Annotated in this window: 17 protein-coding genes; 7 read left to right on the forward strand and 10 right to left on the reverse strand. The window is 73.3% G+C overall.

All coding sequences use genetic code 11. The features are described from left to right. Positions 1 to 715 precede the first annotated feature (715 nt). The 10 genes from CW362_RS30135 to CW362_RS30175 all read right to left on the reverse strand — a co-directional run bounded on the left by CW362_RS30135 (position 716) and on the right by CW362_RS30175 (position 12,273). Entirely contained in the window at positions 716 to 1,960 is a 1,245-nt protein-coding gene (locus tag CW362_RS30135; protein WP_103552774.1) for a beta-ketoacyl-[acyl-carrier-protein] synthase family protein, read from the reverse strand. Continuing rightward, positions 1,957 to 2,214, reverse strand: a complete 258-nt coding sequence (locus tag CW362_RS30140; RefSeq protein WP_103552775.1) for an acyl carrier protein — start codon at positions 2,212 to 2,214, stop codon at positions 1,957 to 1,959. The genes CW362_RS30135 and CW362_RS30140 overlap by 4 nt, the downstream gene beginning before the upstream one ends. Positions 2,215 to 2,259: 45 nt before the next feature. Beyond that, a complete protein-coding gene (locus CW362_RS30145; RefSeq protein ID WP_103552776.1) occupies positions 2,260 to 3,279 on the reverse strand; it encodes a beta-ketoacyl-ACP synthase III in 1,020 nt (339 codons plus the stop codon). Between the two features lie 169 nt (positions 3,280 to 3,448). Next, positions 3,449 to 4,420, reverse strand: coding sequence for a TauD/TfdA family dioxygenase (locus CW362_RS44865; RefSeq protein ID WP_240658110.1), 972 nt, complete (start codon positions 4,418 to 4,420; stop codon positions 3,449 to 3,451). 73 nt (positions 4,421 to 4,493) lie between these two features. Then, positions 4,494 to 6,119, reverse strand: a complete 1,626-nt coding sequence (locus CW362_RS44870; RefSeq protein WP_240658111.1) for an AMP-binding protein — start codon at positions 6,117 to 6,119, stop codon at positions 4,494 to 4,496. After that, on the reverse strand, positions 6,106 to 6,768 hold the full coding sequence (locus CW362_RS30155) for a thermostable hemolysin (protein WP_103552777.1): 663 nt from the start codon (positions 6,766 to 6,768) through the stop codon (positions 6,106 to 6,108). The genes CW362_RS44870 and CW362_RS30155 overlap by 14 nt, the downstream gene beginning before the upstream one ends. 519 nt (positions 6,769 to 7,287) lie before the next feature. Next, positions 7,288 to 7,650, reverse strand: a complete 363-nt coding sequence (locus tag CW362_RS30160; protein ID WP_103552778.1) for a cupin domain-containing protein — start codon at positions 7,648 to 7,650, stop codon at positions 7,288 to 7,290. Next, positions 7,647 to 8,960 carry a diaminobutyrate--2-oxoglutarate transaminase gene (gene ectB / locus CW362_RS30165; RefSeq protein WP_240658112.1) on the reverse strand — a complete coding sequence of 438 codons (1,314 nt, stop codon included), beginning with the start codon at positions 8,958 to 8,960 and terminating at the stop codon, positions 7,647 to 7,649. The genes CW362_RS30160 and ectB overlap by 4 nt, the downstream gene beginning before the upstream one ends. A 68-nt stretch (positions 8,961 to 9,028) precedes the next feature. Then, complete coding sequence (locus CW362_RS30170; RefSeq protein ID WP_103552779.1) at positions 9,029 to 10,306, reverse strand: SidA/IucD/PvdA family monooxygenase; 1,278 nt, start codon at positions 10,304 to 10,306, stop codon at positions 9,029 to 9,031. Then, complete coding sequence (locus CW362_RS30175) at positions 10,303 to 12,273, reverse strand: class I tRNA ligase family protein (RefSeq protein WP_103552780.1); 1,971 nt, start codon at positions 12,271 to 12,273, stop codon at positions 10,303 to 10,305. Before CW362_RS30175 ends, CW362_RS30170 begins: the two co-directional genes overlap by 4 nt. A 152-nt stretch (positions 12,274 to 12,425) precedes the next feature. Here CW362_RS30175 and CW362_RS30180 point away from each other — a divergent pair, with 152 nt between their 5' ends. The 7 genes from CW362_RS30180 to CW362_RS30210 all read left to right on the forward strand — a co-directional run bounded on the left by CW362_RS30180 (position 12,426) and on the right by CW362_RS30210 (position 21,464). Beyond that, positions 12,426 to 13,274: a GNAT family N-acetyltransferase gene (locus CW362_RS30180; protein WP_162684266.1), complete on the forward strand. Its 849-nt coding sequence runs from the start codon at positions 12,426 to 12,428 to the stop codon at positions 13,272 to 13,274. Between the two features lie 25 nt (positions 13,275 to 13,299). Next, positions 13,300 to 15,351 (forward strand): FAD/NAD(P)-binding protein, encoded by a 2,052-nt coding sequence (locus tag CW362_RS30185; protein ID WP_103552782.1) that lies wholly within the window; start codon positions 13,300 to 13,302, stop codon positions 15,349 to 15,351. Continuing rightward, the gene (locus CW362_RS30190) at positions 15,338 to 16,357 is read left to right on the forward strand and encodes an SIS domain-containing protein (protein ID WP_103552783.1); all 1,020 of its coding nucleotides are present in this window, start codon (positions 15,338 to 15,340) and stop codon (positions 16,355 to 16,357) included. The genes CW362_RS30185 and CW362_RS30190 overlap by 14 nt, the downstream gene beginning before the upstream one ends. Next, positions 16,354 to 17,718: a hypothetical protein gene (locus CW362_RS30195; RefSeq protein ID WP_162684267.1), complete on the forward strand. Its 1,365-nt coding sequence runs from the start codon at positions 16,354 to 16,356 to the stop codon at positions 17,716 to 17,718. Before CW362_RS30190 ends, CW362_RS30195 begins: the two co-directional genes overlap by 4 nt. Positions 17,719 to 17,822: 104 nt before the next feature. Then, on the forward strand, positions 17,823 to 18,938 hold the full coding sequence (locus CW362_RS30200; protein ID WP_103552785.1) for a GNAT family N-acetyltransferase: 1,116 nt from the start codon (positions 17,823 to 17,825) through the stop codon (positions 18,936 to 18,938). Beyond that, positions 18,931 to 20,208 carry an ATP-grasp domain-containing protein gene (locus CW362_RS30205; RefSeq protein WP_103552786.1) on the forward strand — a complete coding sequence of 426 codons (1,278 nt, stop codon included), beginning with the start codon at positions 18,931 to 18,933 and terminating at the stop codon, positions 20,206 to 20,208. Before CW362_RS30200 ends, CW362_RS30205 begins: the two co-directional genes overlap by 8 nt. Next, the gene (locus tag CW362_RS30210) at positions 20,202 to 21,464 is read left to right on the forward strand and encodes an MFS transporter (RefSeq protein ID WP_103552787.1); all 1,263 of its coding nucleotides are present in this window, start codon (positions 20,202 to 20,204) and stop codon (positions 21,462 to 21,464) included. The genes CW362_RS30205 and CW362_RS30210 overlap by 7 nt, the downstream gene beginning before the upstream one ends. Positions 21,465 to 21,472 lie beyond the last annotated feature (8 nt).

Here is a 21,472-nt window from a genome sequence, read left to right on the forward strand (position 1 = left end):
ACCGCGTGGCCGGACCCCACGCGGTCCCGGCCGACGTGACGGACCGGATGCCGGGCGCTCCGCCCTCCGGGACGGCCGTGGTGAGCACCGGCGGGACGGCCCGGCGGACAGGAGCCCGGACCACTCGGCCGGGCTCACCGCGGCGCACAACGCCCGACCGTACCGAGCGCCACGCCGAGACGGCGTGGCGCTCAGGCGTGTCCACGTTCCGGCCGGGCGGCCCATGGACCTGCCGCCGGTGCTCCCACGGGGTGACAGCACGCCTGTCCCTGCACAGCGGTGGCCCGCGCCCGGCCCGGCCCGGCAGGAGGCGCGCACGTCCACCTCCTTCGGTACGGCCTCGGCCGGACCGTGCCCCCGGGTACCGGTGGTCGCCGGCACGCACGATCGCCCGGGCCGTCCCGGCACCGCAGCACCCGGGTGCCTGGACGAACACGCGCCCGGGCCACCACGGTGCGTCCGTCCCCGCCCGCACGGTGCCTCGGACGGTCCGGATCCCCGGAACCGGTCGGCGCCCGCGGAAATCCGGGGAGAGCCGCTCGGCCACGACCGGAGGTCGCCCCGGTCCGCGCACGAGCGCCGGCCGTCCACGCGTCCGGGGCCTTCGGTCACGGCCGGTCCGTTCCGGGTCCCCGAGGCCGGGTGCCCGGGACCGGACGCGAAGGCCCCGTGCCGCCCCCCGGTACGGGGGACGGCACGGGGCGGGGGGGAGGTGTCAGGCCGAGGCCCGGAACGCGAGCACCACGTTGTGCCCGCCGAAGCCGAAGGAGTCGTCCAGCGCCGCGGCCGGTCCGGGCGGCAGGGGGCGGGGTTCCTCACGGACGACGTCCAGGACGCCCTCGATCTCCGCGTCGAGGTTCTCGACGGTGCGGGTGGGCGGGGCGAGGCGGTCGCGCAGGGCCAGCACCGTGAAGACCGCCTCCACGGCACCGGCGCCGCCGAGCAGGTGCCCGGTGGCCGCCTTGGTGCCGGAGACCGGTACGTGCGCCGCCCTGGCGCCGAGCGCACTGCGCAGGGCGGCCGCCTCCGCGAGGTCCCCGTGCGGGGTGGAGGTGGCGTGCGCGTTGACGTGGACGATGTCGTCGGGGGTCAGTCCGGCGTCCGCCAGGGCCAGTCGGATCGCCCGTGCCACGTCCCGGCCGTCCGGCTCGGGCTGGGCGATGTGGTGAGCGTCGGCGGTGGTGCCCACACCGTCCAGGTAGGCGTGCACGCGCGCGCCCCGGCGCTCCGCGTGCTCGGCGGACTCCAGCACGACGATGCCGGCGCCCTCGCCGAGCACGAACCCGTCCCGGTCCCGGTCGAAGGGCCGGGACGCGGCGGCCGGGTCGTCCTCACGCCCGGACAGCGCGGTCATCGACGCGAAGGCGGCGAGGAACAGCGGGTGGACGGCCGCCTCGCAGCCTCCGGCGATCACCATGTCGGCCTCCCCGGCCCGGATCATCCGGGCCGCCTGTCCGATCGCCTCCGCGCCCGAGGCGCAGGCGCTCGCCGGCGCGTGCGCGCCCGCCCGGGCACCGTAGGTCATCGCCAGGTGGGCGGCGGCTCCGTTGAGCATCAGCATCGGCACGGTGACGGGCGAGACACGGCGGGGCCCCTTGGCGCGCAGCGTGTCGTGGGCACCCAGCAGGCTGGTGACACCGCCGAGCGCGGAGGAGACGACCACCCCGAGCCGTACCGGATCGACGTCGGGGGCACCGGCGTCGGCCCAGGCCTCCCGGGCGGCGACGGCCGCCAGCCGGGTCGCCCGGTCCAGGCGCCGCGCCTCGGCCCGGTCCAGGACGTCGCCGGGATCGACGGCGACGGGCGCGGCGATCCGCACCGGCAGCTCCAGCGCCCACTCCTCCTCCAGCAGGCGCACGCCGGACTTCCCCGCGAGCAGCGCGGACCAGCTCGACTCGGCGTCGCCGCCCAGCGGGGTGGTCGCGCCGAGCCCGGTGACGGCGACGCGGTGCCCGCTCATGCCGCGGCGCCCGTCTGCGCGGCGCCGATCCACTCCACCGCGTCGCCGACGGTGACCAGGTTCTTGGCCTCGGAGTCGGGGATGGCGACGCCCAGGCGCTCCTCGAGGGCCAGGGTGATCTCGACCATGGCGAGGGAGTCGACGTCGAGGTCGTCGGCGAACGACTTGTCCGGCCGGACCTCGTGGACGTCCGGCCCGGCGATCTCGTGCACGGCCTCGGCGACGGCGGCGAGGATCTCGTCGGTGGTGTGCATGGCTGGTTCCCTTCATGGGGTTCTGGGCTCGGGAGGCGGGGCGGTTCAGGGCAGGGTGACGACCTGGGCGGCGTACGAGAGGCCTGCGCCGAAGCCGATGAGCAGGGCCAGGCCGCCGGAGGTGACCCGGCCGTCGCCGAGGAGGCGTTCCATGGCGAGCGGGATCGAGGCGGCGGAGGTGTTGCCGGTGTCGACGACGTCACGGGCGACGGCGACGGTGTCGGGCAGTTTCAGGGTCCTGACCAGGGCGTCGGTGATGCGCAGGTTGGCCTGGTGCGGGATGAGCGCGGTGAGGTCGCCGGCCGTGAGGCCGCTGCGTTCGAGGGTCTCGGCAGCGACCTCGGCCATGGTGCCGGAGGCCCAGCGGAAGACGGTGGGGCCCTGCATGGTGAGGGCGGGGAAGCGGTGGCCCGGGTCGTGGCGCAGCCGCCGCCAGTCGGCGCTCTGGGTGATGACGTCGGCCCGGGAGCCGTCGGCGCCCCAGACGACCGGTCCGATGCCGGGCGTGTCGGAGGGGCCCACGACGACGGCTCCGGCGCCGTCCCCGAAGAGGAAGGCGGTGCTGCGGTCGTCGTGGTCGAGCAGGTCGGACATCCGCTCGGCACCGATGACCAGGACATGGTCGACGGTCCCCGCACGGACCATGTCGGAGGCGAGGGCGAGGGCGTGGGTGAAGCCGGCGCAGGCGGCCGAGACGTCGAGGGCGGCCGCGCCCCGGATGCCGATCCGGTCGGCGATCTCGGTGGCGCCGGCGGGCAGTTGGCGAAAGTGGGTGGAGGTGGCGAGCAGGACGCAGCCGATCCCGTCGGGTGCCACGCCGGCCTCGGCGAGGGCCTTGCCGCCGGCGATGGCGGACATGTCGGCGAGGGTCTCGTCGGGGCCCGCCCAGTGGCGGGTGCGGATGCCCGAGCGGGAGACGATCCACTCGTCCGACGAGCCGATGCGGGGGGCGATCTCGTCGTTGGTGACCACTCGTACGGGCCGGTAGGCGCCGACTCCGAGTATGCGGGTGTGCCGGGGGCCGGGAGCCGAGCGCAGCCGTCCGGTACCGGTGCTGGAGCTCATGGTGCTTCCCTTCCGGGAGAGGAGACGGGGGACGCCCCGGGGCGGGGCGGCGGGGGATGAAGCCCCTGCCCCGGGACGGTCTGTGTCGAGGGAGAGAACCGGAATCAGTTCATGGGACCTCCCTTCTGTTCGCGCGGGTGCGCGGCACCGGAGCCGCGGAGGGCCGTGCTCAGGCGGGAACGCCCGGCAGGATCTCCGTGGTGCACTCGCCGAACTGGTTGCCGAGGGCGTTCAGCAGGCGCGCGGCCGCGTAGCTCTGCGAGTTGTAGATGCTGCGGTCGGTGTCCTCCACGGCACGGCGGCCGTGCATCACCCGGGTGTTGTCGACCAGGACGACGTCGCCGTCGACCCAGTTGATCTCCTGGGTGACCGACTCGGTGACGTCGCGGACCTCGTCCCACAGCCACTCCGGCAGGTCGCTGCCGTCCGCGAACGTGATCTTCGGGGGCTCGTAGTTGTACGACGGCCCGAGAATGCTGTTGGCGAAGGACTGGCGCCGGCCGAACAGCGTGGGGTGCACGGCACGGGTGCGGTAGGCGTAGGTGAGGTAGCCGTCCTCGTCGAGGCGGAAGGTGGTGTGCCCGGGGCCGGTGGCGAGGGACTGGACGTCGCCCGGGGTGATGTCGTCGACGTCCTTGGTCTCGGCCAGCTGGTACTGGGTGAACGCCTTCCACATCGGCTCGCTGACCCGCCGGGTGAAGACCACGTCCTGTTCCTTGAACGCGTTCTTGGCCTGCTGGCTGAACTTCTCCCAGACGGCGTAGCCGTCGCAGATGGTGGTCTGCGAGCCGGAGCGGGCCGCCTTCTCGCACAGGAACCAGGTCAGCGTCGGCACGAACGGGCTGTTGCCGTTCTCGATGTGCAGTCCGAGCGCCTCGACGCCGGCGTCGACCTTCTGGGCGACGTTGCCGCCGAAGAAGGTGCGGGCCGGGTCGAGGGTGACCTTGTCGGAGTGGGCCCGCACGAATGCGGAGTACTCCTCCAGGCTGGGCTCGAAGCCGCGGAAGAGCAGGAACCCGGTCTCGGCAAGGACGTTCATCACGTGCTTGGGCTGAAGCTCGGCGAGGGTGCCGCCCGGACGCGCCATGACGATCTTTCCGAGCCCGTTTCCGTAACGTATGAGGTCAACGCCTGCTATCACTGTGTCGGTCTCCTCAATGTGCTTGTGCACGCGGGTGGTTGGGTGCTGTGGTGCGGATGTGGTCTGGAGCCGCTCATGCGGCCGCCGCCTCGGCGAGGAGGCCGGCGATCACCGGCCGCCGGGGCCGGCCGGTCACCGTGAAGAACCGTGCGTACAGTTCCTCGTCGACGGTGAACAGCCGCGGGTCGTGGACCCGTTCGACGGCCGACAGGTGCCGCTCGCCGTGCGCGTCGATCTCCTTGGCGGCCTGGACGGGGTCGGTGCCCGGTTCCACCAGGAACAGGCCGCGCAGCGCGGTGAGTCCGTCCCCGCAGACGGCGACCGCGCGGACGAAGGGCAGGGTGGTGTACGAGGCCTCGACCCACTCCGGTGCGACGTTGCGGCCGGAGGCGGTGATGATGACGTTCTTCTTGCGGCCGACGATGCGTACGTATCCGTCGTCGTCGACGGTCGCGAGGTCGCCGGTGTGCAGCCAGCCGTCGTCGTCCAGGGCGCAGCTGGAGGGGTCGGTGCGGGTGTAGCCGGCGAACAGGGAGGCGCTGCGCACCAGCAGTTCGCCGTCGTCGTCGAGGCGCACCGTGACGTGCGGCAGCGGGCGGCCCACGGTGCCGACGCGGCGCGCCGAGGGGGTGTTCCAGCAGACCACCGAGCTGTTCTCGCTGAGCCCGTACCCCTCGTACACGGTGATGCCGTGGGCCTCCAGGCGGTGCAGGACCTCGGGGGTGATGGGTGCTCCGCCGCAGCAGACCAGCGGGGCCGGGGAACGGCCGAAGAGGGCCTCGGCGGTCGCCGCCCGGTCCGCTCCCCCGCCGGGGGCGACGCGTTCCGCCTCGGTGGCGACCACGTCGGCCAGGGCGGGGGTGACGACCAGGGCGCTGGGGGTGGCCGCCGCGAGATACGGCAGTACCCGTGCGGGGGCGTTCGCGGAGGTGCCCACCAGCGGGACGGACTGCGGCAGCAGGACGGTCGTGCCGCGGTCGGCGAGGACCAGGTAGACGGCGGTGACCTGCTCGATCAGCAGGCTGAAGGGGACCAGCGAGAGATAGCGGGTGTAGGCGCCCGCGGGCATCTCGCGGTGCAGGGAGTCCACCAGGGACCGGACGCCGGCCGAGCGGATGCGCACGCCCTTGGGGTGCGAGGTGGTGCCGGAGGTGTGGATGACCTTGCAGATCCAGTCCGTCCCCGGCGGCGCGGCCGGCGCGGGGCGCAGGAAGTGCGCGGGCGCGGGTGTCTCCAGCAGCTCCTCGACGTCGACGAGGAGGTGTCCGCAACCGCTGGAGACCACGGGGTCCTGCGCGGACCACTCCTGCAGCCGCTCGTAGCCGGCCTGGTCGGTCAGCAGGATGTCGATGCCGTCCAGCAGTCCGGCGGCCTGCTCGGCGGAGAAGGCCAGCGGGACCGGGACCTCGACGGCGTGGTGCTGGATCAGGGCCAGGTCCGCGACGAGGAACTCCGGGGTGTTGGCCATGGCCACGCCCACCTTGAGCTGTTCGCCGCGGGCCGGCCACCTGTCCAGCAGGGAGCGCAGCGCGGCCACGGCGAGCGCGGTCTGCCGGTAGGTGTAGCGGACGGCGACGTTCCCGTCGGCGCCGAGGACCTCGACGAGCGGGAGCTCCTGCGCGGCGGGGTCGGCCAGGGCGGCAGCGACGTGCTCTTCCATGAGGGGTCCGGGCGTGGTGATGTCCTCAGGCTGCGGCATCGAGCAGCACCTTCTCCCGGCGACCGCTGGTGAGTTCGATGTCCAGGTCGGCGAACCGGTAGCGGCCGGTGGTCGACGAGAGCAGCGCGCCGATCGCGTGCAGCGGGATGACGCCGGTGCGCGGGGTCTGCTGGTAGTACGTCCCCCAGCGCTGCCGCTCGAACTCCTCCATCGTGCCGGAGTCGGCGGAGGCGATCGGCTTGAAGGGGATGCCGAGCCGGTCCAGGGTGCGGCTGAGCTGACCGGTGGCGGTGCACAGGATGTACTTGAGGCCCTGGCACCAGGCGACGATCGGGGTGAGCCGGATCAGCTCCAGGCCCGACTGGTTGCCGCCGCCGGCGAGCGAGCCGATCTCCACGATGGAGTCACGGCTGCAGGACGTGCCGGTGACTCGCGCGACGGCCTCCTCGACGGGCTCGCCGCCGAGGTAGCGCTCGGAGAAGAAGCCGCGCTCCGAGTCGAAGGTCATGCCCACGCAGGCCAGCAGAGGGGCCGCCTGGTCTTCCGACGCGGGGTCGTCGACCGCGACGATGAAATAGTCCGGGGCCGGTATCACATCGGCGCCGAACGCCTTGGAATACCTTTCCCGGGCGAAATCGCTGGCCTCGCTCCAGGCCGGCGTCAAACGGTTCGCGATGCTTATTCGCACGCTTCTCTCCTCATTCCGGTTCTCGCGGAATCACCGGAGGACGGAACGGATTCCACTTGGGATTCCGCTTTCCGTTCTTCCGGTGAGGGACCTCGACGAGAACCATCATGCGGGCGGCGCGAGAAGCAGAAAAAGTCACCTGAATCGGCGTCTTGACCATTACCGGAACGACTGCTAAAGCTCCAGTCGAATTTCCGCGTTCCCCCTGGTCAACGACCTGGCGGCGAAGAGGCGGCGGACGCGTGGCGGCCACCGGACGCGAGATGACGGCACTCCCCGGATTCCGTCGGCCGACGGGTTCCGGCGGGTTCGGGGCCCACGGGGTGGAGTGTGTCCACATCACCGGAGAAACATGCCCGGGACATCGGGAACGAGCGGCTCACGGCCCGATCCGGATCGACCCATCGGAATGTCCGAACGGGCCGGCCACGACAGCGAGGCGGCACCCGATGGCAGTGTGCCTCGGGTGCCGCCTCGCTCGTGCGCGGGTGGCCTCGTCGGTTCTTCGTCGGTTCTTCGTCAGTTCTCGGAGTCGATGAAGAAAACCTTGCGCAGGGACTCGGTGACCTCCCAGACCGTGCGGTCGCCGGCCCGGAACGCGGCCATGTCACCGGGGGACAAGGTCAGTTCCGGACCGCCCTCGACCTGGACGCGGGCGCTGCCGCGCACCACGACCAGGGTCTCGTTGCGCGGGAACTCCCAGGTGAACCTGCCCGGTTCGCAGTTCCAGACGCCGCGGACCACCTTGCGGTCCGGTGAGGCCCACAGCACGGCCGTGCTCATCACGGGGTCGCCCGCGAGGACCTCGCCGGGGAACCGGGTGTCCCGGACCAGTTCGACGTGTTCGGCACGGACGGAGAAGGGAACGGCAGCGGTCGTCATGATGTACGGGCCTCCTGGGGGGCTCGGTCCTTGGCCGCGGCCGTCACCGACTCGGCGACGATCTCCAGGCCCTCGTCGAGTTCGGCGTCGGACACGGTCAGCGGTGGCAGCAGTTTGAGCACCTCGTCACGGGCGCCGGAGGTCTCCACCAGCAGCCCGCGGGTGAAGGCGGCCCGGCCCACGCGGCGGGCCAGTTCCGGATCCCTGAACTCCAGCCCCCACACCAGGCCCCGCCCGCGTACCCGCGCGCCGAGACCCTCGTGACGGAGGGCCACCTCGCGCAGCCGCTCCTCGACGTGTCCGGCCCGGTGCGCCGTCCAGTTCTCCAGGGCGTTGTCCCGCCAGTACGAGCGCAGGGCGGCGGCCGCGGTGACGAAGGCGAGGTTGTGGCCGCGGAACGTGCCGTTGTGCTCGCCCGGTTCCCACACGTCGAGTTCGGACCTGAACAGCGTCAGCGACATGGGCAGGCCGTACCCGCTCAGCGCCTTGGACAGGCAGACGATGTCGGGCACTATGCCCGCCGTCTCGAAGCTGAAGAAGGGGCCGGTGCGTCCGCATCCCATCTGGACGTCGTCGACGATCAGCAGCATGTCGTGGCGCCGGCACACGTCCGACAGCTCGGCGAGCCATTCGGGCGAGGCGACGTTGACGCCGCCCTCGCCCTGGACCGTCTCGACGATGACGGCGGCGGGCCGGTCCAGGCCACTGTTGCCGCTGCGCAGCATCGCGTCGAGGAGGGCGGGGCCGTTGACGGTGCCGCCCGCGAACCCGTCGTAGGGCATGCGGTGGACCCCGGCGAGCGGGACGCCCGCCCCGGCCCGCTTGGACTCGCTGCCGGTCACCGAGAGGGAGCCGAGCGACATCCCGTGGAAGGCGCCGGTGAAGGCCACCACCGAGGAACGGCCGGTGACCTTGCGGGCGAGTTTGAGCGCGGCCTCCACGCTGTTGGTGCCGGTGGGGCCCGGGAACATGACGCGGTAGTCCAGGCCGCGCGGGGTCAGTACGTGCTGTTGCAGGGCGGTGAGCAGCTCCGTGCGGGCGGCCGTGAAGAGGTCGAGGCTGTGGGTGATGCCGTCGCCCGCCACGTACGACAGCAGCGCCTCTTTGAGGGCGGGCGGATTGTGGCCGTAGTTGAGGGTTCCGGCACCCGCGAAGAAGTCCAGATAGCTGCGCCCCTGGACGTCCTGGACCCGGGCGCCACGGGCGTGCGCGAACTGTACGGGCCACTCGCGGCTGTAGCTGCGGACCTCGGATTCCCTCGCAGCCTCGGGGAGCTGGTCGGTCCTGTCGATCACGGACGGGGCGAGGATGGCTGACACGGAGGTTCTCCTTCGTCGGTCGGGCGGACGGCCGGGCGGCGGTCGGTCGGCTGGCCGGGTCAGCGGGCCAGCTTGCGCAGGCTGTCGCCGATGGTCCCGGCGCGCAGCGAGAGCAGGCTGAAGGAACCCGCGTCGCCGATGCCGTGCGAGGACTCGCACAGGCCGTTGAGGAACAGCGGCGGCGTCCCGGCGAGCGCCGGCTCGGCCAGGTACTCGGCGGAGACGCGCGGGTAGCCCTCGGCGTCGTGGGCGAAACGGTCGGCGACACCGCTCACGACGCGCGGGAAGTGCTCCTGGTCCGGCCCGGGGCCGAGGTCGCGGAAGCCGGTGGCGAGGACCACCAGGTCGGCCCGCCGGGTCTCGCGCTCCCCCGTGATCGTCTCGGTCGCCGAGATGTCGACGCCGTCGGGGCCGCAGGTCACCCGGGTGATGCTCCGGTTGCCCAGGACGCGGATGCGTTCCTCGCCGTCGAGCCGGTGCTCGTACATGAGCAGGTACAGCTCGCGCAGGACGTCCCCGTCGGCGGCGGAGTAGTTCGTGGGCCTCATGTAGGCGTCCAGGGCCCGCTTTCCCGCGCGGTCCGCCCGGTAGTAGTAGTCCGTGAAGCCGGGGAAGTAGCCCTCCTCGCTGAAGGGGCTGGTGTCCTTCTCGCGCAGGGAGTGCGAGCGCGCGTACACGGTGACCTGCGCGTCGGGGAAGCGGCGGTTGAGGTCGAGCGTCAGCTCCACGGCGCTCTGGCTGGCGCCGACGACGGCGATGCTGCGGGGCGGGTCCGCCAGGGCCGCGAGTGTGGGCAGATAGCGGGTGAGGTGGCAGACGCGCGGGTCCTCGGGGAGCGCGTCGAAGGGCGGCGGCACGTAGGGCGGGCGGCCCGTCCCGACCACGAGCGCACGCGCGTACCGGGTACGCCCGGCGGAGTCCGTCACCCGGTACACGGGGCCGTCCTCCCCCTGCTCGACGCCGACCTCGGTGACCCGGGTCCCGTACTCCACGTACCGGCTGAAATGCCCGGCCACCCAGGTGATGTACCGGGCGTATTCCTTGCGCAGCGGGAATTCGGCCGGGAGATTGAGGTGTTCGAGCAGCCGGCCGTTCTCGAAAAGGTAATTGATGAAGCTGTAGCGGCTGCGCGGATTGCGCAGGGACACCAGATCCCGCACCGGGTGGTTCTGGATGTCGGATCCGGGCAGCATCATTCCGCTCTGCCACGGCGTGTCCGGCGCGGAGGACTCCAGGAACAGCATGTCGAGTCCGGCGGAATCCTCCTCCAGCGCGATGGCGAGGGAAAGATTGGCCGGGCCGAAACCGATGCCGATGATGTCGTGGCAGTGGGTCATGCGTTCGTCTCCGTCTTCGACTTCAGCGGGGAGGCGGTGGCGGGGTTCGTGCCCGAGGGCAGGAAGGTCCAGGCGGACTCGCGGACGGGGGTGCCGGACAGGCCCAGCCAGTCGTGCACGCGCTGCGCGAGGTCGGGCAGGACCGGCCAGGCCAGGGCGGCGAACGCCTTGGCGGCCAGGTACTCGAGGGCCAGGCTGGTGCGTGTCTCCTCGCCCTGCGAGGCGATCGCGCGCAGCGGCTCCTGGGTGACGCGGAACTCCTCGGCGCGCTCGACGAAGGTGTCGAGGAGCCGTACGTAACCACGGGCCGAGAACGCTTCCGGCAGCAGCGTCCCGTCCAGCTCGGCGGTCATCGAACCCAGTTGGCGGTAGAACTCGCGCTGGGCGACCGTCCAGGCACCGGTGCCCGGGACCGTGTCCCCGTGCCGCTCGCGCACGTCGGCGAAGCCGTGCAGCCAGGCGCGGGCCGCGCGGTACAGCGGGTCGTCGCCGCTGTTCGAGGCCACCTCCCGGGACATGTCGGTCTCCCGGCCCTCGGGGGCCGCGCGCAGCAGGCTCGCCCGTACCGCGTCGCGCTCGCCGCGGGCCAGTGCCTCGTCGGCCCAGACGGCGTGGCCGCGGCTGGTGGAGAACTTGCGCCCGCTCAGCTGTAGGAACCTGTTGGTGACGTACATCGCCGGAAGGTGTTCCTCGGCACCGGCGGCCAGGGCGAGCGCGGGAAGCAGGACGGCGTAGTAGTAGCCGTTGTCGAGGCCGAGGAAGAGCGCGTTGTCGGCGGGGCCGTACCGCTCGGTCTCGGCGCGGGACGCCTCCAGGAAGGTGAACGCCAGGTCGGCCCAGGGGTCCAGGCGCTGGCCGGGGTCGTCGCCGACGACGCTCCCCCAGGTGCCGGTGCGGGTCAGGCGGTACGGGGCGAGCCCTCCCGGCGCGTCCAGCAGTCGCTCCACCACGGCCCTCAGGTCGGCGGAGAGCTCGATCCGCTTCAGGCGGGCGCGCAGCGCCTCACCGAAGTGCTCCAGGTCCAGCCACAGCGCCGTCTCCTCGCGGGTGGTCGCGGGGGTGTGGCAGATGCGGCAGCGCACCGCCTTCAGGTCGCGGGCCTGGTTGGGGCGGGCGCACGCCTCGCAGATCTCGCCGTCGCTGTCGGCCGCGCAGTCGGCGCACGTCCCCCGGGCGAACGCCTGGAACAGCGAGAGGTCGCAGGTGGCGCAGTACGCGGTCGGTTCGGTGCGGCTGGTCACCGCAGGCGAGGCGAGCAGCCGGTCGAACCAGGCGCTCATGGTGCGCGTGTGGTCCGGGTCGGCGAGCGGCCGGGTGAGCCGGTCGGTGTGGACTCCGGCGCCGTGCAGCGTACGGACGATGCCGTCGCCCTGCTCCTTGGCCACGCAGGACGGCGAGCGGTCGGTGAGACGGCCCGCCGTGGCCACGTAGGACTGGTGGTCGTCGGTGCCGGTGACGTAGCGGGCGTGCCGGCCCATGGAGCGCAGGGCGCGGACGAACAGGTCGGCGCGGACGTAGGGACCGGCCAGATGGCCCAGGTGCAGGCCGCCGTTGGGCGTGGGCGGCGGGCAGAACACGCGGACGCGCTCGGGCAGTTGGCTCCGGGCCGGCAGCTCGTCCAGGGCGCGGGCGGCGGCGCCCGCGTCGTCCCAGTAGACCGAGACCAGGTCGAAGGGTTCGTCCGACTCGTTGCGGATCTCGTGGAAGGAGAAGGGCGTGAGGTGGACCGACTCCCCCTTGCGCAGGGTGCGTTCCTCGTCACCGAGCACGACCACGGCCTCGCCGTCGAGCACGAAGAATATCTCGCCGTCCTGGTGCGCGTGCCTTTTCGATGTGGTTCTCGCCGGAACACTTCCGAATACCGAGCCGAAAGGGAGCCCGGGAATGTCCTGGGCGCTCAGCAACGGCTGCAAGTGCATTTCGTAGGACCAGGTCATCTGGTCACGGTCGAACGTTCGCGTCTTCACACATCGAGCATGGACGGCGAACTCCTGCCGCTGCCAGGGGAATACGGCGTCCCATTGCTGCCGTGACCCCTCGTGGCCATTCGCCGATGCGGTGCGCGGGGCGGCTGGGCTGGCAGGGTCGTCGGCGGCGGAGCGTCGACCGGAGGAATGAGATGAACAGCGGGATACGGCGGCTGGAGCCGTCGGACGTACCGGCCTGCCTCGCGTTGGCCGTCGACCGGGGCTGGCCCGAGGAGGAGGCCAGATGGCGGTTGTTGCTGGAGGTGGGAGAGGGGTACGGGTGGGTCGCTCCGGACACCGGTGAGCTCGTCGGCGCGGTCGTCCTGACCCGGTTCGGGGCACGGGCCGGTGTCGTCGGGCTCATGCTGGTCCGCTCGGACCACGGCGGGCGCGGCATCGGCCGTGCGCTGATGGAGCGTCTCCTGGACGAGGCGGCCGGGTCGGACACCGTCTTCCTCTACGCCACCGACGAGGGGCGCCCCCTGTACGAGAAGCTGGGTTTCCGGGCGAGCCACGAAGTCGCCACCCATCTGGGGACGTTCGTGCCCCCGGCCCGCCCGGGAGCGCTTCGCGTGCAGACGCTCGCCCCCGGCGACATCCGCGAACTGCACGTCCCCGACGCCGCTCTGCTGGGGTTCGACCGCGGTCACCTCCTGGACCGGCTGGCGAAGTTCGCGCGGGAGATCCGGGTGGTCCGGGCACCGGACGGTCGTGTCACCGGCTACGCGGCGGCCTGGGACAACGCGGGCCGCACGGCCGTCGGCCCGGTCGTCGCACCCACGCCCGACGTCCTGTGCGCGCTGGTGGAGGACATCGCCGTACGGGACCGGGGCCGCGCCGTGCGCCTGGAGTGCCCCGTCGTGCCGGACGGCACGGTGCGCGCCTGGGCGGTACGCCACGGCCTGCGGGAGACCGGCCGTTGCACGTTCATGGTGCGGGGCCGTCCCCTGCCGGACGGCCGGCTCCCGAGCTACGCGCCCTTCATGCAATCGATCGGCTGACAACGACACGAGGTCGCCAACACCCATGCTCAACAGTTCACTTGAAGTTCCGATCACTCCTGACGGCGATCGCCGCCCGCACGTCATCGCGGTCGTCGGGACCGGCCCACGGGGGCTGGCCGCGCTGGAGCGCCTGGCCTGCCGCCTGGCCGGCCGGACGCTGCCCCGGCCGGTCGAGGTCTACGCCGTCGACGACCACACCCCCGGGTCGGGCCGCATCTGGCGCACCGACCAGTCGCCCCTCCTGCTGATGAACACCCCGGCGGGGGACGTGACCATGTTCTCCGGCCCCCCCGACGGCACGGCGCCGCCGGGACCGGGTGCCGGGCCGTCCCTGGCCGAGTGGTGGGCCGCCGCCGAACCGGGGGTCGGCGGTGCCCACGCGTACGCCGGACGGGCCCTGTACGGGCGGTACCTGGAGTTCGTGTTCGCCGCGGTGCGGCGAGGCATGCCGCCCGGCACGGCGCTGCACCCGGTCCGCGCCCGGGTCGAGCGGATGCGGCGGCGGGCCGGCGGCTGGAACCTGACACTGGACGACGGCCGGGTCCTCGCCGCGGACCAGGTGGTCCTGAGCACGGGCCACGGCAAGCCGCTGCCCCGCGGCGACACGCGCCGGCTCGCCGCGTTCGCACGGGAGAAGGGCCTGGTGCACATCGCCGGGGACAGTGCGGCCGATCTGCCGCTCGACACCGTGCCCGCGGGCTCCACCGTCGGCGTCATCGGCCTCGGCATGGCCTTCTACGACGTCGTCAGCCTGCTCACCGAGGGGCGCGGCGGCCGCTTCGAACGCGACGGGGCCGGGCTGCGCTACCTGCCGGGCGGAGCCGAGCCGCTGCTCGTGGCCGGATCACGCAGCGGTGTGCCGATCCCGGCCCGCGGCGTGAACCAGAAGCCGCCCGAGTACACGTACACGCCCCGGCTGTTCACCCTGGAGCGGATCGCCGCGCTGCGGGCCGCGGGCCGGATCGACTTCGCGCGCCAGGTGCTGCCGTGGCTGCGCGCGGAGATGGGGCTCGTGCACCACGCGACGGCGCTGCGCGCGCTGCGGGGTGCGGGAGCCTCGTGGGCCTACACCGAGGCCGCGGTCCGGGCCGCGCTGCACGAGACGGACGCGACGCCCGGTGCCGCGCCGGACGAGGTGGTGACGCGGGTGGCGGCCGCCCACGGTCTGGCCGACGCGGCCCCCGTGGACCTGGCCGCCTGGGCCCGCCCCTTCCGGGCGGCGTCCTTCCCGGACCGGGACTCCTTCGAGCGTGCCCTCACCGGGCATCTGGAGGACGATCTGGAACGCGCCGTGCGGGGCAACGTCACCGATCCGCACAAGGCCGCCGTGGAGATGCTGCGGGTGCTGCGGCACGTGCTGCGGGCCGCCGTCGACCGGTGCGGGCTCACCCCGCGCTCCCACAGGGACGACTTCCTCGGCGACTTCGCCCCGCTGTGCGCCCAACTGTCCAGCGGCCCACCGGTGTTCAGGGTGCAGCAGGTGCTCGCGCTGATACGGGCGGGCGTGCTGCGGATCGTGGGGCCGAAGGCCCGTTTCACGGCCGACCCGGACAGCGGGCGGTTCGTGGCGTCCTCACCGCTGGTCGCCGGGGAGCCGGTGCTCCTCGACGCGCTGGTCGACGCGCGGATCCCGGTCCCGGACGTGCGCGCCGACTCCTCGCCGCTCGTCCGGGACCTGCTCGGACAGGGGACGGTCACCAGCTACCGCAACACCTGGGACGGCGACGTCTTCGACACCGGAGGCCTGGCCGTCACCGACGCCCCGTACCGGCCGGTCGACGCACGGGGCCGGGCCGCCGAGGACGTGTGCGTGACCGGGATCCCGCTGGAGAACGTCCGCTGGTTCACCCAGGTCGGCAGCGGACGCCCCGGCGTCCGGACGGATTTCACCCGTGAGGCCGACGTGGTGGCCAGGGCCCTCGCCGACGCGGCGGCCTGGCCCGGCCACGGCCGACAGCGGCCAGCGCACGGCGTGGACGCGGCGGCACCGGGCCCCGCAGGATCGCAGACGCGACACCCGGCACCCCGGGCGTCGGTGACCTCGCAGGGGAGAGAACACGTTGAGCAGCATTGAGTTCAGCCGGCACGTCGCCCAGGCGCCGTCCGTCGTCGAGGAGCTCGTCGGCGGCGGCGACGTCCCCGCCCTCGACCCGGACCGGCCGCTGGTGCTGGCCGGCATCGGCACCTCGCTGCACGCCTGCCGCGTCGCGGCCACCTGGATCCGGCGGCTGAGCGGCGGACGGCTGCGCCCCGCCGCGCTCGACGCGCACGACCTCGCGCTCACCGAGTCCCTGACCGCGCGCGACCAGGTCGTGGTGGTCAGCCACCGCGGCTCCAAGACGTACCCCAACGAGGTGCTGCGCAAGGCGAACGCCGTCGGCGCCACCACCGTGTGCGTCACCGGACGCGGACCGGTGCGGCCCGAGGCGACGACGGTGCTGCGCACCTGTGACCAGGAGCGCGCCAGCACCCACAGCGTGTCCTACCTCGCGTCCCTGGCCGTGCTCGCCCGGCTCGCCGCCGGGCTGGTCGGACCGGAGCGTGGCGAGGAGCTGCGGGCCGCGCTGGGCGCCGCGCCCGAGGCGATGCGCCGCACCCTGGACCTGGAGCTCGCCCCGCGCGCCGTGGACGCCCTGGTGGGCTCGGTGCCGCACCCGGTCCTCGTGGCGGGCGGCGGCCTCGACGCCATCACCGCCGACGAGGCCGCCCTGAAGATCAAGGAGGGCACGTACCGCTGGACGGAGGGCCTGCACACCGAGTTCGCCCTGCACGGCACCCCGGCCGTGTTCTCGTCCTCGACCGTCGGCTACCTGATCCGGCCCACCGCGCCCGACGGCGGTCGCACCGACGCGCTCGCCGGCTACCTCGACGCCCTGGGGGCACCGGTCCTGTTCAGCGGGAGCGACCCCACGGCCGAGCTGCCGTTCGCCGAAGTCCCGGAGCTGGCGCGGCCGTTCGTGACGGTGCTGCCCTTCCTGCGGCTCGTCGCCGCCGCCGCGGCCGAGCTCGGCGCCAGCCCCGACCTGACGCACCTGGAGGCCGAGCCGTGGGCCACGGCCGCCAAGGCGGTGCGGCTGTGACCGCGCCGACGCCCGTGCTCGCGCGTCCGGCCGACGCCCGTCGGCCGGATCCGGTCACCGACCGTTTCGTACGGGACTGCCTGGTTCCCGGCAGCGCGCTGCGCACGGCCGTGCGGGACGCCTCCTACCCGCCGGCGTTCGCCGACTGCTGGGGCGGGCGGATGCTGCAACGGCCCCTGTTCGCACCGGAGTCGCAGGTAATGGGGTTCGCCGCCGACCTCGACGCCTTCGTCACGCTCCTGGAGTCGGTCCCGGACCGGCTCTTCGACGGCGACCTGGCCCGCTATTGCGATCACCTCGGCATCGAAGCCGAACGCGCCTCCGTGCTGCGGCGGTTCGCCGTGGGCCCCCTGACGCGCTACGGGCGCGCCGACGTCTACCACGACGGCACGGGCTTCCGGTTGCTGGAGATCAACATGGCCAGCAATCTCGGCGGGACCGACCGCTCCGAGATGCAGCGGGCCCTGGAGGACGTGCCGGCCTTCCGCGCCTTCGCGCGGGAGAACGGGCTCGGCCACGTCCACACCGGCGAGCGGCTGCGCGCGGCGCTCGCCGCGGTGCGCCCGGCCCACCTCGGCGGCGACACCCCCCGCGGTGCCGTGATCTGCGGTCGCGGCGGTCTGGAGAAGTACGGGCATCTGCTGCGCGGCTTCACCGAGATGATGGAGCGGCTCGGTCTGCGCTTCGAGCTCGGCGAGCTCGACGACGTCCACGAGCGGGGCGGCCGCGTCCTGCTGCGCGGCGCCCCCGTCGACGTGGCCCTGCGCTTCTTCAACGTCGACGACGTGTTCTGGGACCGGCGCAGCCGGGCCCGGGCGGAGCTGCTCTTCCGCGCCCACGAGGAGGAACGGCTGCTGCTGTGGTCCCCCATCAACGGGTCCCTCTTCTCCAACAAGGGCGCCCTCGCCCTGCTGTCCGACCCGGACCTGCGGAGCACCCTCACCGCGTCCGAGGCGGCCGTCGTCGACCGGGTGCTGCCGGAGACCTTCCTGCTGACGCCCGGGTCCGTGCCGTACTGCCGCGAGCACCGCGCCGGACTCATCCTCAAGCCGCTGAGGGACTTCGGCGGCCGGGGCATCGTGGCCGGCTGGAGACTGGACGACCGGGAGTGGCGCGCGGTCCTGGAGGAGAGCCCCGAGCGGCACTACGTGGTGCAGCGCCGGGTCGTGCCCGCCGCCGAGCAGGTGGTGTGCCCCGACAGCGGACGGGCCGAGGACTGGCACGCGGTGTGGGGCATGTTCTTCACCCCCGACGGCTACGCGGGCACCGACGTACGGGCCGCCCCCGCCGCACACAGCGCGGTCATCAACTACGGGGCCAATCCCCATGTGCGTACGGGCTGCGTCTTCACGTACGCCTGAGCCCCGCCCGCCCCCCCCGGCTCCATGGCCTGGCCCGGTCGTGTCCCCATCCGGCCAGTGGATCCGTCTGTACCCCGCTCCCCACGCCCGGAAGGATCACCGCCATGAGCACCGATCGGACCACCGTGCGCGCGTTCTCCCGGGCCGCGGACGTTCCCCGCGCCCCGTGGGCGGCGCTGCTGAGGCCCGAGGACCTGTACCTCGGCGAGCGCTGGCTCGCGGTCGCGGAACGCACCGCGGGCTGCCCGATGCGCTATCTGACGCTCGACGACGGGGAGGGCCGGTCCGTCGCCGGGCTCGCCACCGCGCTGGCCGGCGACGACGCCCCCTGGGTGCTCGGCCGCCCGGACACGCTCCTGGAGTTCAGCGCCAAGGACGGCCGTGAGGGCGCCGCGGAGATCCTCGCGGGGCTGCCCGCGGGCCCCGCGGAGAGCCTGCTGCCGGCACTGGTGTGCGGCGGGCGGCACATGGGGCGCAGCCGGGTGCCGCGGCTGCCGGGGACGGGGCGGGCCGAGGTGGAGGCGCTGGTCGCCGAGGCCGAACGGCACGCCGCCGAACAGGGCGCGGCGTCGGTGGCGTACCCCTTCGTGGAGGAGGGCGACACCTTGCTGCGGCAGGTCCTGGCCGACCGCGGCTACCTGTGCCACGAGTCGGGCCGCTACAGCTCGCTGCGCGTCGGCGAGGGCGGCTTCGAGGACTATCTGGGGCTGGTGTCCGCGCGGCGCCGTCGCCGCATCCTCACCGAACGGCGCCGGATCCAGGAGGCCGGCATCGAGCTGCGGATCGAGCCGCTGAGCGCCGGAATCGTCCCGCGCCTGGGCGAGCTGGAGGCCCAGCTGATGGCCAAGTACGGCGTCGCGTGGACGGCCGGACAGACCGAACAGGTCCTGCACGAGATGCTCGCGGCGTTCGGCACCGACGCGCAGGTGGTGCTGGCCGTCGGCGACGGGGACGTGCGCGGCTTCGCGACGCTGCTGCAGTTCGGGAACCACTGGTACGCGCGCCAGGGCGGCTTCGACTACGCCTACCAGGACCGGCTCCCGCTGTACTTCGAGACCGTCTACTACTTCCCCGTCGAGGCCGCGGCCCGGCGCGGGATCGAAGCCATCCACTACGGCCTGGGCAGCGAGGAGGCCAAGCTCTCACGCGGCTGCACGGCCGAGTCCCAGTACTCCTACCTGCTGCCCCTGGCACGACCTTCGAGGAACACCCATGGCTGACACCCCCACCGACGGGCCCGTGATCGCGATCGTCGAGACCGGACGGGGCGAGTACGGACTCCAACCGCTGCTGAAGGCACGCGCGTCGGGGCTGCGTCCGGTGCTCGTCACCGACGACCTCTCCCGCTACGCGACGTCGGACGCCGCGCGCGGCCTCATCGAGCGGACCGTCCACGCGATCGTGCCCGCCGACACCCGTGACAGCGCGTCCGTGACCGAGGCGCTGCGCCCGTACGCCGAACAGGGCGTGCTCGGCGGGGTCCTCGCGGTCATCGACTACTACGTGCCCGTGGTCGCCGAGACCGCGCGGGCCCTCGGTCTGCCCGGCCTCGACCCGGGGGCCGCGCACATCGCCCGCAACAAGCTGCGCACCCGCGAGGTGTGCGCCGGACGCGGCGTGCCCACGCCGAGGTTCCACCGCGCCGTGTCCCGCGAGGACGCGGTGGCCGCCGCGCGCTCCATCGGGTTCCCCTGCGTCGTCAAGCCGCTCACCGAGGCCGCGAGCATCGGGGTGCGGCTGTGCCGCGACGCCGACGAGGTGGCCGCGCACCACGACGAGCTGACGGCCTCCCCCTTCGACATGCGCGGCATGGCCAAGCCCGGCGGTGTCCTGGTGGAGGAGTACCTGACCGGCTACGAGCTGAGCGTGGAGGTGCTCACCACACGGAAGGGCCCCCAGGTCATCGGGGTCACGGACAAGGGCCTGACCGCGCACCCCTACTTCGTGGAGACCGGTGAGACCTTTCCGACCCAGCTCCCCGACCCGGTGCGGGACCTGGCCGCCCGGGCGGCACTCGACGCGCTCGAGGCGACCGGCCACGACTTCGGCGCCGCGCACGTGGAGATCAAGGTGACCGCGGACGGGCCGCGCCTGGTGGAGATAAACGCCCGGATGGGCGGCGCCCAGATCGGCCGGATCATCGAGGAGGCCACCGGGCTCGACCTGCTGCGGGAGATCATCCGGCTGCACGTCGGACAGGAGCCCGAACTGACCCGCACCCGCGCCGGCGCCGCCGCGTCGCGCTATCTGACGGCCGCGGACAGCGGTGTCCTGCGCGGCTTCGAGGGCGAGGACCTGGTACGGCGGCTGCCGGGCGTGCGCGCCGTCGACCTGTACGCGGCCGAGGGGGCCGAGGTGCGCCGGGCACGCAGCAATGCCGACGTCCTCGGTCATCTCGTGGTCCGTGCCGACACCCCCGCCGAGGCGGCCCGCTGGGCGGAGACCGCCGCGCTCATGCTGACGCCCTCGACCGCGGCCGTGCCGTGCTGAAGTCGTTCCGGCAGGCGCTGCCGACGGGTCGCGGGGTGCCCGCCTTCGCGGGCGCCACCTTCGCCAACTCGGTGGGGATGGGGATCTACTACCCCTTCTCGCTGCTGTTCTTCCAGTCGGTCCTGGACACCTCGCTCACCCGGATCGGCGCCGCCCTCACGGTGTCCGCGCTGCTCGCGCTGCCGCTGCTGCCGTACGTGGGGCGGCTGATCGACCGTTTCGGACCCCGTCGGGTGCTGCTCGTCAGCACGACGGTGCGGGCCGCCGCGTTCGCCGGGTACCTGCTGGTGGACTCGCTCGCGCCGTTCCTGGCGCTGAGCGTGCTGGTCGCGCTGACGATGCGCACCGAACAGGCGGCCACTCCGGCCCTCGCCAAGACGCTCGCGGAACACGGCGGGGAACCCGCGGGACGCTGGATGGCCCTGTCGCGTGCGCTGTTCAACGCCGGTTTCGGTCTCGGCGCCCTGACCGCGGGCCTGGTCGCGTCGGCGTCGCCCGAGGTGCTGCACGGCGTCGGGGCGGGCAACGCCGTGTGCATCGCGGCCGCCGCGCTGCTGTACCTCGCCCTGCCGGCGTCCCGCCCGGCCGTACGCGCGGCCGGGGCCGAGGAGGCGGGGCGGGCCCGGCCCTGGCGCAGCGGTCCGTTCCGCGGCGTGGTCGCCGCCGGCGCCGGGCTGTGGATCATCGCGGTGAGCATCGAGACGGCGCTGCCGGTGCACCTGGTGCGCGGGGTCGGCGCTCCCGCGTGGACGACGAGCGTGCTGTTCACCGTGAACACCGTGCTCCTCGCGGTGTTCCAGGTACCGGTGGCGCACCGGGTGGAACGGGTGCGGCCCGCCGTCCTGGTCGCGGCGGGGGCGCTGCTGCACATCGCGCTGCCTGCGGCGCTCGCCGTCGCGGGACGGCTCGCGCCGACACCGCGCACCGCCGTGCTGGTGGCCGCGATGGCCCTCTACACCCTCGGCGAACTCATCGCCTCGCAGGCCGTCACGACGCTGCTCACCGCGCTGGCCCCGGACGAGCGGCGCGGTTCCTACCTGGCGTTCAACCAGTTGTTCATCGGTCTGGCGAACGCGCTGACACCGCTCCTCGTGACCAGCGCCCTCGACCGCGGCGCGGGCACCCTGTGGTGGCTGCTCACGGGCTGCGCCCTGGCCGTGGCGCTCCTCATGGCGGGCGGCCTGCGCGGGGTCGCGGCGGAGCGGACACCGTCCGACGAGCCGCAGCCGGCACGGGCCGAACCCGTCACCCCCTGACCACCGCC

Source organism: Streptomyces populi, assembly GCF_002911015.1.
Taxonomy (GTDB): Bacteria; Actinomycetota; Actinomycetes; order Streptomycetales; family Streptomycetaceae; genus Streptomyces; species Streptomyces populi.